12 protein-coding genes are annotated in these 20,066 nt (G+C 42.9%); 2 read left to right on the top strand and 10 right to left on the bottom strand.

Annotated elements, in window-relative coordinates; genetic code table 11:
• Nucleotides 1-3: 3 nt before the first annotated feature.
• The 6 genes from LX64_RS08195 to LX64_RS08170 all read right to left on the bottom strand — a co-directional run bounded on the left by LX64_RS08195 (nt 4) and on the right by LX64_RS08170 (nt 14,073).
• The gene (locus LX64_RS08195) at nt 4-7,596 is read right to left on the bottom strand and encodes a S8 family serine peptidase (protein ID WP_158538578.1); all 7,593 of its coding nucleotides are present in this window, start codon (nt 7,594-7,596) and stop codon (nt 4-6) included.
• Nucleotides 7,597-7,650: 54 nt separating this feature from the next.
• A complete protein-coding gene (locus tag LX64_RS08190) occupies nt 7,651-8,694 on the bottom strand; it encodes a PorV/PorQ family protein (RefSeq protein WP_148707244.1) in 1,044 nt (347 codons plus the stop codon).
• Between the two features lie 384 nt (nt 8,695-9,078).
• Entirely contained in the window at nt 9,079-10,044 is a 966-nt protein-coding gene (locus LX64_RS08185) for a tetratricopeptide repeat protein (RefSeq protein WP_111597159.1), read from the bottom strand.
• A gap of 170 nt (nt 10,045-10,214) precedes the next feature.
• Nucleotides 10,215-10,820 carry a hypothetical protein gene (locus tag LX64_RS08180; RefSeq protein ID WP_111597158.1) on the bottom strand — a complete coding sequence of 202 codons (606 nt, stop codon included), beginning with the start codon at nt 10,818-10,820 and terminating at the stop codon, nt 10,215-10,217.
• Between the two features lie 173 nt (nt 10,821-10,993).
• Nucleotides 10,994-13,510, bottom strand: coding sequence for a phosphocholine-specific phospholipase C (locus tag LX64_RS08175; RefSeq protein WP_111597157.1), 2,517 nt, complete (start codon nt 13,508-13,510; stop codon nt 10,994-10,996).
• 62 nt (nt 13,511-13,572) lie between these two features.
• Complete coding sequence (locus tag LX64_RS08170) at nt 13,573-14,073, bottom strand: GNAT family N-acetyltransferase (RefSeq protein ID WP_111597156.1); 501 nt, start codon at nt 14,071-14,073, stop codon at nt 13,573-13,575.
• Nucleotides 14,074-14,268: 195 nt separating this feature from the next.
• Between LX64_RS08170 and LX64_RS08165 the strand changes: the two genes are divergently transcribed.
• Nucleotides 14,269-16,092: a WG repeat-containing protein gene (locus tag LX64_RS08165; RefSeq protein ID WP_111597155.1), complete on the top strand. Its 1,824-nt coding sequence runs from the start codon at nt 14,269-14,271 to the stop codon at nt 16,090-16,092.
• An 84-nt stretch (nt 16,093-16,176) separates the two neighbouring features.
• The gene (locus LX64_RS08160) at nt 16,177-17,010 is read left to right on the top strand and encodes an SDR family oxidoreductase (protein ID WP_111597154.1); all 834 of its coding nucleotides are present in this window, start codon (nt 16,177-16,179) and stop codon (nt 17,008-17,010) included.
• A gap of 131 nt (nt 17,011-17,141) precedes the next feature.
• Here LX64_RS08160 and LX64_RS26130 read toward each other — a convergent pair whose 3' ends face one another.
• The 4 genes from LX64_RS26130 to LX64_RS08145 form a co-directional block, all read right to left on the bottom strand.
• On the bottom strand, nt 17,142-17,318 hold the full coding sequence (locus LX64_RS26130) for a hypothetical protein (protein WP_170132812.1): 177 nt from the start codon (nt 17,316-17,318) through the stop codon (nt 17,142-17,144).
• 60 nt (nt 17,319-17,378) lie between these two features.
• Entirely contained in the window at nt 17,379-17,915 is a 537-nt protein-coding gene (locus tag LX64_RS08155; protein WP_111597153.1) for a 2'-5' RNA ligase family protein, read from the bottom strand.
• 69 nt (nt 17,916-17,984) lie between these two features.
• Nucleotides 17,985-18,377, bottom strand: coding sequence for a nuclear transport factor 2 family protein (locus LX64_RS08150; RefSeq protein ID WP_111597152.1), 393 nt, complete (start codon nt 18,375-18,377; stop codon nt 17,985-17,987).
• Nucleotides 18,378-18,959: 582 nt separating this feature from the next.
• On the bottom strand, nt 18,960-20,060 hold the full coding sequence (locus tag LX64_RS08145; RefSeq protein WP_111597151.1) for a hypothetical protein: 1,101 nt from the start codon (nt 20,058-20,060) through the stop codon (nt 18,960-18,962).
• Between the last annotated feature and the right edge of the window lie 6 nt (nt 20,061-20,066).

Genomic DNA, 20,066 nt, shown 5'->3' with positions numbered 1-20,066 from the left:
AGATTAGAATTTAGCGATCTGCACCTCTCCTACTTTGCCGTCGATATTGAAACGGAGTAAATAGTTACCGGCTGTTAAGTTCGCTGCATTTATTTGAATGGTTTGATAACCAGCTTGTACTGTTCCTTCGAACAACACACCTTGTAGCTTACCGTTCATGCTTACCACGTCGATGCGTACCTTTTTAGCGGTACCTAGTTGCATCGTAATATTCGCATTTGCGCGGATTGGGTTAGGAGCCACTTTGATGTGTAAATCATCTACCACATTGCCTTTATTACCCAGTACATTCAGCAAGAAGGTATTTTTAGTTATACCACCATTTCCATCGTTCGCCGTTACTGTTACGAGTGTATTACCAACTGTAATACCTGCTACGTTTACATCTGCGCCCGTGATGGTAGCTGTACCAATAGCTGGGTTATCGGTGCTTACCGTGTACGTTAATGCATCATTATCAGCATCGGTGAAGTAATTGGCAATATTCAGCACTCTTTGGCTGCCTATTTCCACCACTACGCTTGGCATATTACTAGCTGCCGGCGGTGTATTGGCTTTGATGTTGAGTGTTAAAGTATCGACTGTTGATGCACCATATACATCTGTGGCTGTAAACGGTACTTTAATGTTACCAACTGCTTGCGGAATAATGCTGGCATTACCATTTGCATCTACAAATACTTTAGCATTAGTAGGTTGTGCCGCCTCGAAACTATAAGTAATAGCATCGCCATCTGGATCGGTAAATACCGTATCGAGTTTCAACGCCAAACTAGGCAGATCGTTCGAGATGGTTTTCGTACCCAGAGGTTTTGTAACTACCGGTGCACGGTTTGTATTGTACACGCGGATGTAAATAGAATCGGTACGCTCGTTATTGAAATTATCTTTCAATGTTAACCTTACCACGTGTAAACCAGATTCTTCGTACGTAGGCGTGAATTGCAAGGTATGTGTTGTACCCGTTTTACTGATACTTACGCCTGCTTTTGGTGTTGCTAAGCTAACGGCAATGGTGCCATTCTCTTCGTCTTTTACCGGTATAGTGTAACGTAACGTATCGGCTTCGTTTATAATAACCGTATCGTGTTTCGTTAAATACGGCGCTTGGTCGATACGTACGTTTAAGGTTACACTTGGAGCTGGTTTAAGCGGGTCGTTGTTGTTGATGATAATCTTCGCCGCTTGGTCGGTTGGCAACACTTTGTTACCGTCGACTTTGAGTTGAAGTGTTTGCGAAGTACCGCCGTTCACATTGGCCGTAACAGGCGTTAATGTTAACCAGCCACCATCGGCTGTTGCGGCAGCGAAGGCATTGATAGCATAATGGAAAGGATAGTATTCTTCAAAGAACGATTCATCTGGGCTAAACCTTCTATAGAATAAGCCTTTTTTGATATTGTCGTTTGCTTGCCATTGTACGCCTTGTGGGTAACGCATACCTGGGGCAAATTGCCATTCGATAAAGAACTCTTCGTATGGATTGAAGTTGATCGCTGAGTCCAATTTCGCTACTACGTTTCTACCCAAGGTATCTTCGGCCAAGGTAATGCTTTGCGAATAGATGGCCGTAGCGGTGTTAATGTTAGAGCCGATGAGTACACGCACTTTCACCGTAGCCGGCATCATAGCATCGGTGCGGTAGTAGTTGCCGACATGACTTAATTTGAAGCCTTTTTCACCGGCATTGAACCTAGCAGCTGCGAGAATGGGGTTACTATCATCGCCAGTACCTAAGAAGGTTAACAGTTTATTTGTTGGATCGATATAAGAAATCGAGTCCACAAAAGTACCGGCAGCCATAGGCACCATTTTCATGGCTACTTTGCCGGCTGTATGTACACTCTTTAAGGTAGCACTGTCTACTACGGCAGCTTTTTCAATGCCATTATAGCTTATACCAGGACGGTTATAATTAACCGCTACTTTGTATTGTAATGCACCTTCCCCGTTATTGGCAATAACGATGCTGGTATCGGCCATTTGCTTTTGTTGGATCGTCATTTTCACTTGCGTGGTATTAACACTCACCACAGGTGGCAATGCCACTTGGGCCATCACTGGCACCACTACATTCCCTACACTGCTTTCGATGTTAACTTGCTCCTTCAAGCTAGCGGCTACTTCGCCTGGATGTAATACTACATTGTAACGTACTTCTTCACCCGGCGCCAAAATAAGCGGCAAGGCAGGTACTTCTTCGAAGCCCAGTTGGTTATCGTCGCTGAAAGTAACATTATTGATGGTTACATCCTTTGTTCCGGTGTTGACAATCGTTAACAATTTGGTTAAACCGGTAGTATTGCCAATGGTAAGGTTACCATAGTGCAAAGTATCGGTTGTATGCAAGCTATCTGTACCAATCACCGTTAATGAGAACGGAATTTGGATCGACGGTTGTTGCGGGTCATTTGTAGAGATTTGTAGGTAATCATTGAAAGTACCGTCGGTCATACTGCGGGTAGTCCATGTTAATGGTACATCTACCGATTCGCCGGCTTTTACTTTCAAGCTGGAAGATGGCACGAATTCAATTACACCACGGTCTTTATAGAAAATAGATTGGTTGTAAGCCATGATACCATCTGTACCGGCTTCATTTTCTATACCCACTTTGAAGTTATGCAAGAAGTTAGCGGTTAGCTCTCCTTCTTTCATTTGTAATTTAATACGACCATCTTTATAGAAGATGATTTCGTAGGTAGCATCGCCACTAGAGAAGAAGTTGTAATACCATACTTTCTTGAACTCTACCACCAGTTTTTCATTATCGGCATACTTGTAAATCTCACCGGTGTACTTCCTCTCCCATTGGTCGAATTGGCGTGACAAAGGCACATCTGCCGTAGTAATTACCCCGTTTGGTTCCAAGGTTGAAGGGAACGATGTTGTTACATTCAGCAAAGCTGTTGGTTCTTTCACGAAGAAGCTACCCAATGCGTTCAAGTATAACTTATTATACGTTTTACCATAATATGGGAAGGCGAATGGAATACTAATTTCTTCTACTGGAACCGTGCCTATATCTACAATGGTAGGCGAGCCCTTGCCATTATCTAGCTCAATCCAATTGTAAGCCGCCGTTGTGCTGTCGATATTTTTATGGATAGAGTATGATTGTGCATGGGTTAAACCGTTACTTACTCCTTTCGAAGTAATATCGCTCACTAACCATTGTGGCGTTTCCAACATCACATCTAAATCACCATCACCTGTATTGATAATGCGTACACTACCTGGTGCTGTTTCATCGATTTGCAATGTTTTATGCTGACCACCATTCAAGGAATAGCTTACACTTGGAGTAGCCTTACCTGCACCACTTACGCTAAGAGTATAAGTAGTAGTGGTCGCATTATCCGTTACAACCGTTACTGTACCTGTGTAGTTCGAAACAGCAGTAGGTGTGAACGTAATTGGAATACGAACTTCCGATAAAGCGGGCACTACGGTAGATGTAGTGGTAGTTGTGAAGGCAGGGTTACTGATGCTAACACTCGCGATGTTCACCGGTTTTTTACCTGTATTCATAAATACCGCTTCCAAGGTGGCTGATCCTTGTTTGTATACATTACCGAAGCTAAGGCTGCTTGTTTTTTGCAAGAAACCTTGCTCACCCGTTACAGTTAAGTGTACAGGTACTGCCACGCTTTCTTGGCTCGGATCGTTCGTTGTAAGCTGTACAATATTTTCGTAGGTGCTATCTACGAGGTCTTTTGCAGTCGCTACAAATTCTACATTTACTACTTCACCGGGTGCTATAGCACCTGCAGAAGGTTTAATTGACGTAACGAATTGCTTGGCATTCGGTACAATCCATAAAGAGGTATTATCATCCGGCACCCATGGGTTCTCTAACATGTAATCTTGTACGTTGAAGCCTTTCGATTCTTGCTTGTTTTCAAGACCTGTTAAGGCGTAGCCTGTCCACATGGCATTTATTACATCTTTGAAGTTCATTTCAACGATGCCATTGCTATGTAATACCATTTGATACGTAGCCTTACCCATGCTTGTAGAGCCACCGCCCCAGAAGCTACCGGTGAAGTACTCCATATCGTTGTATTGTACAATCACTTTACCGGGTTCATACTTCAAATAAATCTTAAAGTTCACCGGGATGAATGGATCACGGTTATTCATGTAAAACCCGTAGATACCACCGGTGAGGCCATCATCTTCAATAGGCAAGCTGCCACTGCTGATATTCATCGCACCTGGATAGCTGAATGATAACACGCCGTAGCTTGTTACGTACAGTTGGTGGATGGTATCGCCATACACGTTCATCGGGAACCCTAATTGTATTAGCTTCGCACGTTTCGGATCGGCGTTTAATTCGCGGGTAATGTCGGTAGCGCTGGAAGCAATATCGTTCCAATGGTATACGGGACCTCCCGGTTCTTTACTATCGATGTAGGTATATTGACCATATGGCTCGCTTCCTTGCTGCATTGTTTTCGGCATTTTTGCCAACGCTGCGATAGCAGGGAAAGAATAGCTTAATGGGTATTTACCATCTACGTTTGATATCTTCAAGGTGTTCTTACCTGTTGAATCTGCTTTCGCAACAATCTGTACAGGAAGCGTTTCTAGGCTCATTTTAGGCGGTTCTACCCCAAAACCACTTGCAGTTAAAGCTAATGACCCTCCATTACTATTGAGCGTAATTTTAGCTTGTTGTAAGCCTGCTGTAGTAGGAATGAATTTAATACTGAACACGCCAGAATCGCCGGGATACAAAGTATCTGGAGCAGCTACTTTCGTGAATAAAGCATTGTCGGAAGCAAACGTGATATTGTGCAATTTTGCCAAACCGGCATTGTACAATTTAATCTTCGCGGTACCTTCTTTACCGATGAACACTTGCTTACAATCCAAGATACCTTCTTTACTAGTTAAAGCCGCTTTTTGGCCTGTTACGTTCACAATCAACGGCACATCCGCACTTGGGTTGTTTAAGTCGTTAGAGCTAATATTCACTCTAAAGTTATAAGTACCATTACGAATGGTATTGGCATCACCTGTTAAAGTAATCGTACCATTTGCATTGGAAGCTACAGTACCGGTGCTAGGCAACAAAGAAACAAAACCTCCGAAATTACCTTCATTGCTTAAGGCCATCATGCTGTAACGGATCGCTTGGAATTGACTTTGTACATTTTTCCATGTTTTACCGAGGTTACTGCTCGTGAGGAAGTTATTGGCCAAAGAATCTGGGGCACCGTATTCGTACCCTTGCGAGTAAGCATATTCGGGATCATACGCATATACAATCCAGAACACTTCGCCAGGTTGGAAGGTATACATGCCGTTTAGTTTCGTTACCATTAATTGCCCCCAAGTAGAGCGTGTTGGCATGTTTTGGGAATGAATGAGCGTTCCTTTCGACGGGTCATCGCCACCTTTATAGATTTGAATGGTAATGGGTTTGTCGATGGATTGGGTTTGCACATAGTTACCTACGTGGGTTAAGTTGAATGGTTTTTGTTTTACTACGAAACGGGTAGCAGCAGCAAAAGGGACTAATTCATCATCACCCAAATAGCCGCTGGCATATGTTTGTGTAGCATAACGCAAGGTATCTTTATATCCTCGTGGCATAGCCCATGAGGAAGAAACAGGAATCGTGTTGCCTGTCCAAGTAAGCGGGCCTTTACCCGTATTTCCTAAGGTTACTGTTGCAGTACCTTTAGGATTAGTAGCGACATTGATGTTCATGGTTAACGTAGTACTTGGTACGTTAATGATGGGGCCATCTAAGGTAGTTACCTGTACTTGGTTAGATAGTGAGCTTTCATTCCCCCACATATCACGTGAAGAAATACTTACATAATAAGCCGTTGAAGGAGCAAGACCACTTAATACAAACGTTTCAGCTGTACCTGCGGCATTTGCTTTCTCGATATTTACTTTTGTAACGGCATCCTTTTGCGCATCACTAAAAGATGATTTGGAATAATACACAATGTAGTTTGCTGCATTGGCATTATCGACATCTACTGGGGCCGTCCAGTTGAGGTCGATGCTATTTTGGGCTTTGCTGATACCGGTTACATTAGTAATGGCATTCGGCGCAATTCCTTTATCGGGTTGCAGGGCTTTTGTAGCGTTCAATCTACCGATACCCATTAAACCGGCATACGCAGGATTCATAGCTAAGAACTTATCTGTTGTATTTAACAAACGGTTTCTTAAATCCGTATTCGAGAAGCCCATTTTGCCAAACTGGGAAACCACTAAAGCAGCCACACCAGACACGTGCGGGCAAGCCATAGAAGTACCTGCAATATAACCGTATTTATTCCCCACCACGGTGCTTAATACCATTTCATCGGCATCGCCTGTAATATCGCCACCGGGAGCAGAAATATCTACATACGCACCGTAGTTAGAATAGGATGCTTTATTATCGAACATTGTAGTAGCACTAACCGCTAATGTAGGCGCATAATAACCGGGATAAGCATCATCACCAATATTGCTATTACCTGATGCAAAAATTACTAAACCACCATTCATGGGGCCTACTTGTTTACCATCGGCATCTCTACCGGCTTCCTTCGTGAAGTAATCAATCGCATCTAAAATCAAAGGATCGTACACACCGGGTGTTTCATACCCCCAAGAGTTTTGAGAAATCACAGCGCCGTTATTTGCGCCATATACAATGGCCGCCGCTGTTGCTGCACCACCTGCTGTAGTTGCACCGAAAATTTCGGACGACATTACTCTTACACCATCACCTTTACCAGAACCACCGGCAATACCGGCTACCCCTTTACCATTGTTGTTAACAGCTGCTACCGTACCCGCTACGTGCGTACCGTGGTCGCCCGGCGTAATACGGCCCATACTTTCTGCGAAATTATAACCATACACATCATCAACATACCCATTCCCATCATCATCCACACCTTCCACACCGTTTAATTCCGCTTGGTTTACCCACATATTCGCTTGTAAATCTTCGTGGGAAAAATCTACACCTTCATCCACGATATCGACAATTACACTGGGGTTACCCATGCTTACTTTCCAAGCACCGGGCAATTTAATATCGGCACCTACGTAACCACCGGTTTGACCGGTATTTTCGTAATGCCATTGGTACGGAAACCCAGGATCGTTTACCGGTGCCGTACTCAGCGGTTTAATTCCTTTAGCGGAAAACTTCTTGATGCTGGCATTTACAACCGACTTTACTGCGTATACAGGTTGAGCGATTTCCACTTCGTCTACCCGCTTAAAATTCGCCAATAAAGTATTCACATCTGTATTGCCATCGAGCTTGATCACGTACCAACGATCGAGCCCATATTTTTGCATTTTAGCTTCCATTTTACCGGCATACGGGAATACGCGTTGCATAGTTGTAGCGCTGTATTTACGAGCCACCGCATCTAGCGGGGTAATACCAGAAGAGAAAGTAGCAGCACTGGTATTGGTTGCCAAGCGTTTCGCGTTGACAGCCACCCGTTGTGCCGCGGTTGTTTTAATTTTCACGATCACTTGCCCTGCGTGAACTCCTTTTTGCTGACCGAAGGTTACAACGGCACATAATAGAGCTATAACGAGGCATGTGAAACGTAGCATATTTGCGTAACGATTTCTCATGTTGTTGATCATTAGTAGAGTTAATCGGATAGTTTACTGGATGAGGAATGAGAACCCAAATTTGAAAGTATTCGAGATCGTTGCGTTGGCACCATCTTGCGTAGGAATTAAATAAGCAAGGTCGAACCGGAGGATTTTATAATACACCCCTAGCCCGGTTGTTACATACCTTAAACCGCCTACGGCCGTGTTTTCATAATTATACCCGGCACGTAAAGCCAACATTTTACGGTAAGCATATTCGCCCCCTACGTTGTACACGATGTTTTTACCAAAGCCATCCACGTAAGATTTCACGAGTGGTTTGTTCACCTCGGTTGTTAGGATCACTTGGTGCAGTTCTTCCCATTTCTGTTGAAAGGCTACGCCTAACGCGAAGTTGGAAGGCAGCTTGTAACTACTGTTGTCTTCGCCGTATTTGATTTTTGTACCTACATTGGTAAGGGCGGCACCTGCGTGCCAGCTTTGCCCCTGTGCATTTTCTTTGGATTGATAATACACACCCAAATCGGCCGCAACAGCATTTCCATTCTTATACCCTGCATAGCTGTTATTGGCAATATGCGAGTTGATATACCGGAAAGCAGCACCGATACTGAAACGGTTGGACAATTTCCTTGCATACGATACATCCACAGCCAAATCATAGGGATTCGATTCTCCTACGCTTTGCCCGTATTCATCGGTTTGCAATAATTTACCTTGTTTGAAATAGCGCAACGAAGCAGAAAATACTTCACGCTCGTTGAATTTGTAGTGACCGGAAGCGGCATAGAGTGCAATGTTCTTAGCAAGGTTACTCATCCACGGCGTGTAAGCTACTGCCACGGCTCCTTTACTTTCTATTTGTGCCATGCGTGCCGCGTTGGCGTAATGGGTAACATTGTCGCCCGGCAAAGCAACACCACTTTCGCCGATACCGGCAGAGCGGATGTCCGTATTCATACGTAAGAATGGTACAGCAGTAGGACTCGCCTTACCATTCCAAGTCACGGAATCGGTGTTGTTTTGCGCATTGGCAGTCGACATAATAAACATGCACGCGAGTGCACTTATTAAGCGGGAAAACTTCTTCATGCGGGAGTAGATTTTGGTTGATTAATATCCTTCCAAAAGTACCGCGTAAATGGGTTGTTAGGTAGTGAAGCGGAGAAAGTGACGATTTGTATTTTTTCAAACAATCACATCATTAACAATATTTACATTCAACAAAATGCATTTATTTTACAATTTCATTCAAATAACAACAACTAAAACCCATCATTTCATAACGACATAAAATGCATATTTTGTACGAACTGGGAAAAGTAATTGACGAACTAAAGGGTTTAGCATGCTTGGGTAATAATTCGAATTACAATATTTACTAATACTAATTCACTGCTAAAAATGAATGTTGTATAGAAACAAACAGTGCAAGCTGGAGGGCTTGCACTGTATTTATAGTATGATGTAGTTATTTTATACGCCTTTTACCACGCCTTCGAGCCATTTCCGTTCATCTACCATATTATCTTTCATTCCCAATTGTTCTATTAAACTAAGGCAATTCGTAGCTGCTTCTTTACACCAAGGCATTTCTTTCACGAGGGTGAAAAGTTTCGCCAAAGCAGGCATATGTTCACCACGATCTAATAACCAATAAGCGTGTTGTGATCGGAAGTATGGGCTGTAATAAAATTCATCATTCGCCCAATCCCAAATCTCTTGGGGCATGCTTGGCGAATTGCTTAACCACGAGAAAGCATATACTGGAGAATTGACAATGTCGCCATCAAAACCTAGTAAATGCTGAATGGGTAATGACATTTCCTTATCCTTCGGCAGTTTGGCGGATAATATTTCTTCATAGAGTGCATGCGCTTGTTCATGCATATTGGTGCAGTGGAGTACATCGGCATAGATACGTTTTGTTCTTATATGCGCGGCATCGATCGCCAAGCCCATTAAGCAATGTTTTTCTGCTAAGGCAAATTCTTGCAAGATGAAATAACTCCTAGCAAATGCCGCGTGAAAATCGGCTTGTTGTTCCGCTGTTTCATCGGCATGTTCGATGGCAATCTTCAGGGCTTCTTGTGGATAGCGATCATCGTTATATCTTTCCATTACTTGCCATAGGGCTAAATGACCACCCATTTGTTCATCTAGTATTCCGTATATAATTCCCCGTTTATCGGCTCCCGACTTTACCTTTTTCCAATTGTTGAATTGTTCTGGGTAAGCGGCGGCGAAAGTCATGATTTCATTCGTTTCACGGTTCTTTAGCTTGAGATCTATTACCGCTCCGGGTTTGCATATATACCGGGCAACAGTATTGAACACTTGTTCGTCGAATTGCGCAATAGCAGGATCTATAGTTGAATTGGCAGATATAGTAGCTGGCTGGGGAGCAGCATTTTTCTTCTTTAGAAAATCGAATAAGCCCATATGAAGCAGGATATTGGTTTAGAGATCATTGTTTCCGTAAGGTAAGAAAGCTTTTGATAGCGTTCAATCTCTTTTTGTTACATAAGCGTTGTATTTTCTTACCAAAGCCTAGGAACAAAAAAGCGCCTCCTGCATAGTAGAAGGCGCTTTCGCAAATATTATCAATATAATTACAAGTTCTCTGTAGTAGATTTCGTTTTCACATCTACCGGGAAGGTGCCTTGCCAAGTACCTGTTATGGTTTTGGTAACACCCGTTCTAGTATGTTTCAATGTAGCTTCAAAGGGTAAATTGATTTGCCTATGCGTTACGTTTACTTCCATCGTTAGTTTCGACATAGAAGGAACGATGTATTTTTCATTGACTGTAAAAATAGCGGGCTGTGTAGTAAGTGTTTTAGGAACGAAGGCCCAAGTGAGTTTACTATACGTGAAGCTACCGTTTTCATCATAGTAGGTAGGCACCTGTATAAATAACTGTTGCGTGTTCACGATAGTATCCATCTCTTCCAATTCATAATTAAAATAGGAACGCTCTAATTGTGGGCTTACTTCTACTGTACCACCTTGTTGCAGGCTTGTATTATTCAAATACGTGAATCTTCTTTCCAATAACTGCATTTCGTAATAGTTGCTGGAAGCGTTGACGATGAACTTCACCGACTTCACTTCATACGTGTTCTTTGAAAAATCTTCGTCTTGCTTCTTATTGGATTTCTTACAGGCTGAAAATGTTGCTAGCGCTAGCAAGCAATACAATAGCGGGCGTAATCTCATAACATGGGTTTAAAAGGTTCTCTGCAAATATTAGCTAATAGGGTTGTTTTTTCTCTTAAGCCCAAAATACATGCTTCTACCGGGTTTTCCAAACCACAAGATAAGATGTTCCAAAATGACAACGCGCAGGTCCTAAACATAGCACCTGCGCGTTGAATAAATAAAAAGTATGATTAAACTATCCCACCCATATAAGGATCGGTAAAGCTTTCGGCCATTACTTCAACGTGCCCAGCATAGCGTTTCTCGTAAACAGCAGCACCATTTACTTTCACGGTAAAATCGTACCAATGTTTGCTTTTCTCCAAATTCAGCAACACCACAACACGCGCACCTGCTTCTACTGTGCGAGCTACGCCGGTGTTCTTGTAAGCATTATCCGTTATCACAATGGTTTGAGCTTGCGCGCCTTTGTTTTCAATCACCAACTCTACATTCCCCGTTAAGCGGTGCTTCCCGGTTCTAGCGGCTTGGTATTGCAAGGCTACCTGTAAAGAGGGGTCGTTTTGATTGCCTTGGAACTGGCGGAAGAACCCATTCGGCCCGTATACCCTTACCAAGTAATTATTATTTTCGAACGATTTCACCTCCCAAGTATCTTGCAAAGTATCACCGGCTTTTACGGTGTAAGAGCGTAAAGCACATACTTCCCCTTCATATTTACCAGGTGTATATACGCTGAACGGCGCACCTACCGAGGCTTTTCCAAAGGCTTTATTGGCGGCTGTTAACTGCATGTTTAGTTGCCCATTCTCCATGTTTGCTTCAGCATACAATTCGTACGGGATGGCATTAGCCGGTTTAATCCCTTTTTCTTGCTGTGGCAATAAAGGATGTAAATGCGGTGCTTTGTTGATGGCGGCGATCTCCGTTTCGCTGAGTTTACGTTGGCCGGCCGGCAATGCTTTAAATTTAGCGTTGTAGATCTGCTCAATCATGGCATCTTTCTCGTGGAAAGGCAATGCAGGCACCGAGGTGTTATACGGGGTGAATACGCTCGATAAATCGCCGCAAATGGTTCTTCTCCAATCGCTGATATTCGGGGTATGTACGTTTTTCTTCAATTTGTGCGACAACCACTTTTCTAAGAATTGCAGGGAAGAGGTATGGTCGAACACTTGTGAATTTACCTTGCCTCCTCTACTCCATGGCGAAGCAATGACCATGGGTACACGGTAACCTAAACCTATAGGCGATTGGCGTGCACGGCGTTTCGAACGTCCATCTCTTTCTTCTTGTGCCATTGTAACATACTCCAATCCTGTATCGATTCCGGCAGAAGATTTACCGCTTTTCGGGTTCGATGGATCGTTAGCTACGAAGGGCGATAAGTGATCGAAGTAACCATCGTTCTCATCGTAGGTAAGAATAAAGATTGTTTTCTTCCATACTTCCGGGTTCTTGGTGAGAATATCGAGTACTTCCGATAAATACCAAGCGCCGTACCAAGGCGAACCCGGGTGATCGGAGTAGGCAGCCGGGGGTACCAACCATGATACGGTAGGTAATTTACCGGCTTTTACATCTTTACGGAATTGGTAGAGCAAATCGCCTTTTGGGATGTTGATGGTTCTATCTTCATCACCGTCTTTATAGTTAAGTGTTTCCAAAGAATGGTAATCCTTATCGCCGGTATTGGTAGAGAAAGCGCGTTCGTGCAAACTTTTCTCGCGGGCCGATAGTTTTTGATAGGCTTCTTCTGTGAAAACTTTGATTTCTTCTTCGTATTGTTTCAAGGTTTCGCGGGCATCTTTGAGCATGTCGGCGAGTTTCTCGTCGTTGGGATTTTTAGACAAGGTATTTTCCCAGTCCGCAATCTTCTCCTTTAGTACAGGAATAGCTTTCGCTACGTGTACACGGTGCGCTTTGTGCATGCGTACATTAAAGGCACTAAACCATTCGATAGGGTTATCGGTGAAGTTTGCCAACCACGCATCTTCTTCATCGTTCAAACCGCAACCTACACTTAATTCATTCTGGTAAATCCGCCAGTTCACACCATGATCTTCTAACACTTCAGGGAAGGTTTTCCAATCTGCCCAGTTATTATAATCCACATCGTCGTTCCACACGTTAGCGCGGGCTTCCGTGCTTTGTTTACCACGGATGGTGCCTGTCCAGAAGTGTAAGCGGTTAGGTGTGGTACCTGTGAGGGAAGAACAGAAGTTATGATCGCACACGGTGAAGGCATCGGCGAGGGCGTAGTAGAAAGGAATATCGTTCCTATCGTAGTAGCCCATCGTTAAAGGTAAATGCTTGTAAGCACGTACAGGCGATTGTTTATGAATCAACCAACCATCGTATTTACCATTATTACGTGCGTCGGCTTGATCGCTCCAGCCATGTGGCAGGGCGCTCATCCAAGTCGCTTTCGTGTCTTTGATATTTAGGCGGTACGGTGCATAGGTATCGCCGTTATGATCGGTTTGTAACCAGGCTAGGTTTTTATTTGGTAAAGTGATGGCACGCGGATCATTAAAGCCACGTACCCCTTTCAAGGTACCAAAAGTATGATCGAATGAGCGGTTCTCTTGCATGAGGAAAACCACGTGCTCAGCATCTAAAAAGTTAGAACCCGGTGCCGGGTTAATAGCCATCGCGCGTTGAATAGATGCGGGAATGACATTCACCAGGCCTGCACCGCCGGACAACATCGCGGCTTTCTTTAAAAAATCTCTCCTGTTATTCATCTCGAAAGTTTAACTGCGCTTGCTGGAAACGCGATTAGTGTTTAGTCTGTTTGTGGCATATGCTACGTGCGACGAATAGCGTATATCAATTCATCTTCGTATTGATCATTCTTATAAAACGTACCTTTTAGGCGCGCTTCTAATAAAAAACCGGCTCTTTCCAAGGCCTTCTGCGAACTTATGTTCGAACCAAAAGGCCGCGCAAATACACGGTTAATTTCGAATGTAGCAAACCCATACTCCACCATTAAGCGAATAGCGGCCGTCATGATTCCCTTCCCCCAATGCGCTTCACCTAACCAATATCCCAGTTCTGCATTTTTGGCTTCAATATCCTCTTTCGGGTGAATACCAATAGCGCCAACCGGTGTACCGTTCACCAAAATAGCAAATATGCGGGCAGGTTCCATGCTGCCGTAATGTGCAATAAATTTATCCGCTACCTCCCCCGTGAAAGGATGTGGAAATTGATTCGTCATGTTCTTTGCGATCTGCGGGTTATTGGCATTTTCTACCAAAGCTGCTTTGAAAGCCGGTTCCCAACGTGCTAATACTACCTCCATGTCCCTACTATTTTCTTGGAAAATACTACATTCTATGCTATTGATACGCTTGAGAAAGAAAGAAGTACGATCGTGGGGACAAAAAAAATTAACAAAAAGGTCATATAAAAATAGTTCGTATATAACGATACCTAGATTTGGGTATTGCTTCTCCCCCGCTATCAACCTACTTTTGCCGCTTACTTAATACACCTTATGCTGAAGAAAATTTCCTTTGCCTTACTACTTACCTGTGCTGCTTTTCAATCCCAAGCACAGCAACAATTCGATCAATTCGATGCCATATACGATGACAGGGAAGGTTTTGTACCTGTATCATTAAACAATAAATATGGCTTTGCCGACATGCAAGGCAAGGTGATTATACCCCTTATTTTCGACGATCTACCTGCTTACCGCGAAGGCGTAATTGTGGTAAAGAAAAACGGGAAGTATGGTATGTACAGTTCGCAAGGTAAAGAACTCATTCCACCCCAGTACGACGATACCTTCTATTTCTGGAACGAAGATTTGGCCATTGTAAAACGTGACGGTAAATACGGGTTTGTTGATAAGAAGCTGGGCGAAGTCATTCCATGTAAATACGAACGTGCTTACGTGTTCACCAATGGTTATGCACCTGTAAAATTGAATAATAAATGGGGGCACATAGATAAGAAAGGGCAAGTTGTGGTCCCCATTGAATATGATTACGTGAGTGGTATTCAAAATGGTATTGTGGGTGTAGGGAAAGATAAAAAGTATGGCTTCGTGAATTTGAAGAATGAAACCGTTATCCCGTTCCGCTACGATAATGTAAGTTCCTTTTCTGAAGGATTGGCGACTGTTTCCAAGAACGGAAAATGGGGCTATGTAAACTTGCAGGGAGAGGAAGTGATTCCTATCACGTACGACAATGCTACCCCCCTGAGAGATGGCTACGGCAAAGTGGTTAACAATGGCCTTATGGGGCTGATTGATCGCAACGGTAAATTGTTGGTACCTTGTAAATACGATAACATAGAGTATAAAAGAAACTTCATTTGGTCGGTTAAACGAAACGGTAAATTTGGTTTAATGAATAAATCGGGCATAGAAATCACCCCTCTTGAATATTCTTATATCGGCGATTTCAACAATGTAGGTTTAGCAGCTGCTAAGAAAAATGACAAATATGGTTACATCGATCAAACCGGTCAAGTAGTACTAGATATGTTGTATGATGATATTGGCAGTTCGAAAGACAATTATTCCATTACGGAGCGAGGCGAATTAAAAGGGTTATTCCATGCTACGCAAGGCCTTATTTTACCGGCAGAATACGAGGTAGTAGTACAATTAACGTCGAAATTGTATGGCTTCAAGAAAGATAAAAAAGTGGGTATTCACCGTGTAACCGACAAACGAACAACACCACTCAATTATACCAGTATATCTGCACCGAATGAACAAGGCGTTATGTCATTCAACCGTAATGACATGGTAGGTTATATGGATTCGACAGGTATAGAATTCATTGCACCTACCTACCAGCGTGGCGAAAATTTTTCAGAAGGCTTGGCAGCTGTTAAGCAAGATGGCAAAGTGGGCTTTATCAATATGAAGAACGAATTTGTGATTCAACCCCAATACACATATGCTACAGGATTTGTACATGGCATAGCCGGTGTAAAACTTGGCACAAAAGCTTACTTCATTAACAAACAACAAGCAAAAGTATTTACGGCCGAATTTGACGATGTAGATGGCTTTGTAGAAGGCTTCGCCCGTGTGTTGAAGAACAACAAAATGGGTATGATTAATACAAAAGGTACATACCTGGTTGAAGCTACCTATGAAGCGATGAACAACTTTGCGTATGGTTTGGCCTTGGTGAAGAAAGATGGTAAAATAGGGTTTATTAATAAACAAGGTCAAACCGTGATTCCATGTATATACGAGGAAGCGAATGACTTTACTTTCAATGGTACAGCCGCTGTAAGAAAGGATGGCACTTACTTTTATATCAACAAAAGGGGCGAGAAAACTACCGCTGATTGATATTCGCAATTTTTAGTGTTTTTAGCGCATAAAGGGAGGCGATGAGGCGATGTAATTTTGTAGTGTCAAAAAACATACTACAAGATGAAAAACAAAACATGGTTTATTACAGGTGCTTCGCAAGGTATAGGTTTGATATTAGCACAATCCTTATTAAGTGCAGGTTACAACGTAATTGCCACCTCTCGCAACATCGGCTCTCTACAAGCTAAAATCGATCCCCAAGCCGCTTTCCTTCCCTTGGAAATGCAAATTACAAATGAAGAAAGTGTGCAAGCTGCAATTGAAAAAGGTATTGCTACTTTCGGTACGATTGATGTGTTAGTAAACAACGCGGGGTATGGTCAAGTGGGCACCTTAGAAGAATTAAGTGCCGCGGAAGTGCAACGCAACTTTGATGTGAATGTATTTGGTGCCTTACATGTTATTCGCCATCTTTTACCACATATGCGGGCGAATGGGCATGGACAGATTTACAACATTGCATCTATTGGCGCTTATACAGGCGAGTTTGCCGGTTGGGGTATTTATTGTGCTACCAAGTTTGCCATGGCGGGCTTTACAGAATCGTTAGCAATGGAAGTAAAAGAATTTGGCATTAGCGCAACAATCGTTTACCCAGGTTACTTCCGCACTAACTTCTTAGCATCTACCTCTATGTCGCTTCCTGCGAATCCTATTGCTGCGTATACTACTGTTCGCGCATCAGAAACCATGCACCAACATGATATCAATGGCAATCAACCAGGTGATCCAAGCAAAGCAGCCAACGTACTGATAGCCGTATCAAACAGCCAGCATATTCCATTGCATTTGTTTTTAGGTTCAGATGCTTATGGCATGGCAACCAATAAAGCCAACAGTGTAATGGCAGCTTTGGAGGAACATAAGGCATATACACTAGCAACAGATTTTTAGACAATTTTACCCAGTATTGTAGCCGCACAATACTTACAAGTACATAATTGTAAAGGCCTCTCTAAAACGATTTAGAGAGGCCTTTGGTTTGTGGAATACAATCCTCAAACTTCCACATGATTTTTATCCGCTTATTTCTTTTTAGCCGGTTCACTACGGTGTTCTTTCTTGTTATGTGTCATATCACCGCCCTTGATATCTTGTTCTTCGTTTTTACGACTATCCAAGTTATCACGAATTTCCGGGCGGTTATTATGCGTGGCCGTAGTTTTCGATGGCTGTTGATGCGGTGCATTATTTGGTTTCATAACAATCAGTTTTAATGATGAAATGTTATGAAGTATAGTGAAAGAATCGTGCCGCGGCTTTTACAATGAAAAGTTAAAATCGGCTTTTTGCTTCCAAGGCCCACCTTTATAATACCAAGTTTGAAAGCCAATTACTTTTACATTAAATGGTGTAAAATCGGCCAGCAAAGCATCTTTTAGTTGCGTGGCTTTGAAGTTGGTGACTTTATTTTGAATGGTGATATGCGGAATGATTGTTTGTTGATCTTGCCGGATAAGTAGGTCGCTCCAACTTGCTTGCATCGCCACATGTAGTTGCTGTAGTTCCAAAGATTGTAGATGAAAAGCAACACCTTGCCCGAAGCTATACACTTTATCGGCGAGTAGTTCGAATGGTGGTCGTTGTGCCAATTGTTGCAGGGTATTGTCGATACGTGGGTTATTGGAAGGGAGTTTATGGAATAGGGTGATATGTGCTTTCAAGTAGTTGGCATGTTTAGGAAAATGGGTCGTGCGGAGATCGTCGAAGTAGGCTTGCGCGCTGGGTTCCATTTGAAGCGTGACGATGAGAGGGAACGACTTAATTGTGGTAGGCTGCTGCACGGATTTTTTGCGCAATGTAGGTTTTTCTTATAAAGGAATAAAAAGAAAACCCCGGGGATGACCGGGGTTTTGGGTTAGAATAATTTAAGCCGGTTGCTGGGCTTCTCTCCTGCATTTATCTTCTTCTTGCATTAAAGCGGTATCCATGTAGGATGTCATGTGAATAATTTTGCCATCCTTAATTTTGTAGATATCGCAGAAATAATGCTGCTGTTCTCGATCTTTTAGTTTTGCAATGGGGCCATCGCTTTCTACAACAATGTAATCGTCGTTCATCACGATATTAGTGGGCGTAAACGTGCTTTCCGGTGGCATGTCTTTCATCATATCGAAAAACTCTTTGCGCCCGACGGTTTTATACCCAATTAATTTCCATGTAAAATCATCTGACAAGGTTTCTTTAAAAAAGTCCCAATCTTGGTCTTGGAAAGCCTTGTTGATTTGATCCGCGAGGGCTTTACTCGTTTGTGTTGCCATGATAGTTCATTTTATAGTGAAAGAATGGTTTCCGTTCACTATAAAATTAATCAATCACCATGCCTAGCACCGTGTGCAAACACGACAATTAGCGGGCGGATTGCGGCAATACCCTTGTAACCTATTGGCTGCTAATACTTTCCAACATGACTTGCCAGCACATTTTAGCCTAACTAACTATTAATCAAAATATTAACCGATGGGGGGATAGGCTTAGGATAGGCTGGAGATAGGGTTTAGATAGGCTGGAGATAGGGTTTAGATAGGCTGGAGATAGGGTTAGGATAGGCAAAAGATAGGGTAAATAGCTACTCATTACATGGAACTACATGAAAACTACATGGAAATACCTATAATTTACATGGAAATTACATGGAAGCTATTTGGAGAGCATTTGGAAGTAAGCTAGTAGTTATAGGAAGGGAATGGGTACAATATGGGTACTATACGATACCATCAAGCTGATAGGTTGGGTAGCTATTTAGAAGGTACTATTGGACCATTTAAGACGTAACAGGCACTATTTACCTTATAAGGGAGTGAAAAAAGGCCGTTCTGGGTAGAAACGGCCTTTTTAGCTAATTATTTCGACTTATAGAGGAATCTTATCTCTTTGGTCTCTTTTGTGGGTAGTTCGACCTTTAATAGGTAGAAATAGCCATCTACGAAGCTGCGTCGATCCTTTACATCAATGTTTACCAAGTTCAAGCCCGGGTTTAGGGGAACGGCCGGTAAGCGTTTCATGTTTAGGTTCGGTTTATTAAGACAGGTAATGCTGTATACCAGGTTTTCGCTACGGGGTACGCCGTCCATAATAAAGGTAACGTTTCCGTGTGCAACGAAATAGCCGCGTTGGGCTAATACTTGGATATTATTATATACCGGTTCATTCTTTTGGTCGGCAGCTAGGTCGTCGCATTGGGCATTGAGAGTCCAAATTTCAGAGGTACCTAGGATCACATCATTCTTATAAGCTGTTACCTGCCAAGCGTATGTTTTGCCGTTTTCTAAAGGGCGGGCAATAGCTGGATAGAATAAGAATGGGGATGGGATATTCGGTTGGTTTACAAGGGCCATATTATAGTGAATAGCTTCGGCTTTTTGCTGGCCGGGTTTCACTTCTACCAATACTAACCTGTATTGTAAGCCAGGGATAGATGGCATCATGGGTTGCCAAAATAATGCTGGTCGTGGTGTGCACACGGTTTCATCTTCATACGGCTCTAACAACATCAACGGGCTTAATGGCTGCAATTGGTAATCGAAGCAATATTCTTGCAAAGTACCCGGTTCACCACTTGTACCCGTTCCTTCTAAAGCAAAACAATATTCGTAATCACCTTCCGGGAAATAGTTCGACTGGCGTACAATCGAGGCAAGCTTATTTTGCGCGAAGGATACATTCGAGTTAAACACGCTGCTTTGTAAAGGCGAAGTTACACCAGGATATAATTCAAACGGCGCAGTACGCACGGTTAAAATTTGCCCTGCTTTTGCTTCACGTACGGTTACCACCAATTGCACAAATTTCTTCTCTTGCGTGTGGTTCCCAATTTTCACCATCATTAAACCATCCATAGAACGACCATGGATCTCGGGCATGAAGGTGAACGAGAACTGTGCTTGTACATGCGATGCAGCACAAACTAGGCAGAGGATTAAGAAGTATTTATATAAACGCATAGCGTA

This window comes from Chitinophaga skermanii (assembly GCF_003259335.1).
Lineage (GTDB): Bacteria > Bacteroidota > Bacteroidia > Chitinophagales > Chitinophagaceae > Chitinophaga > Chitinophaga skermanii.
This window is presented reverse-complemented; position numbering and strand designations above follow the sequence as displayed.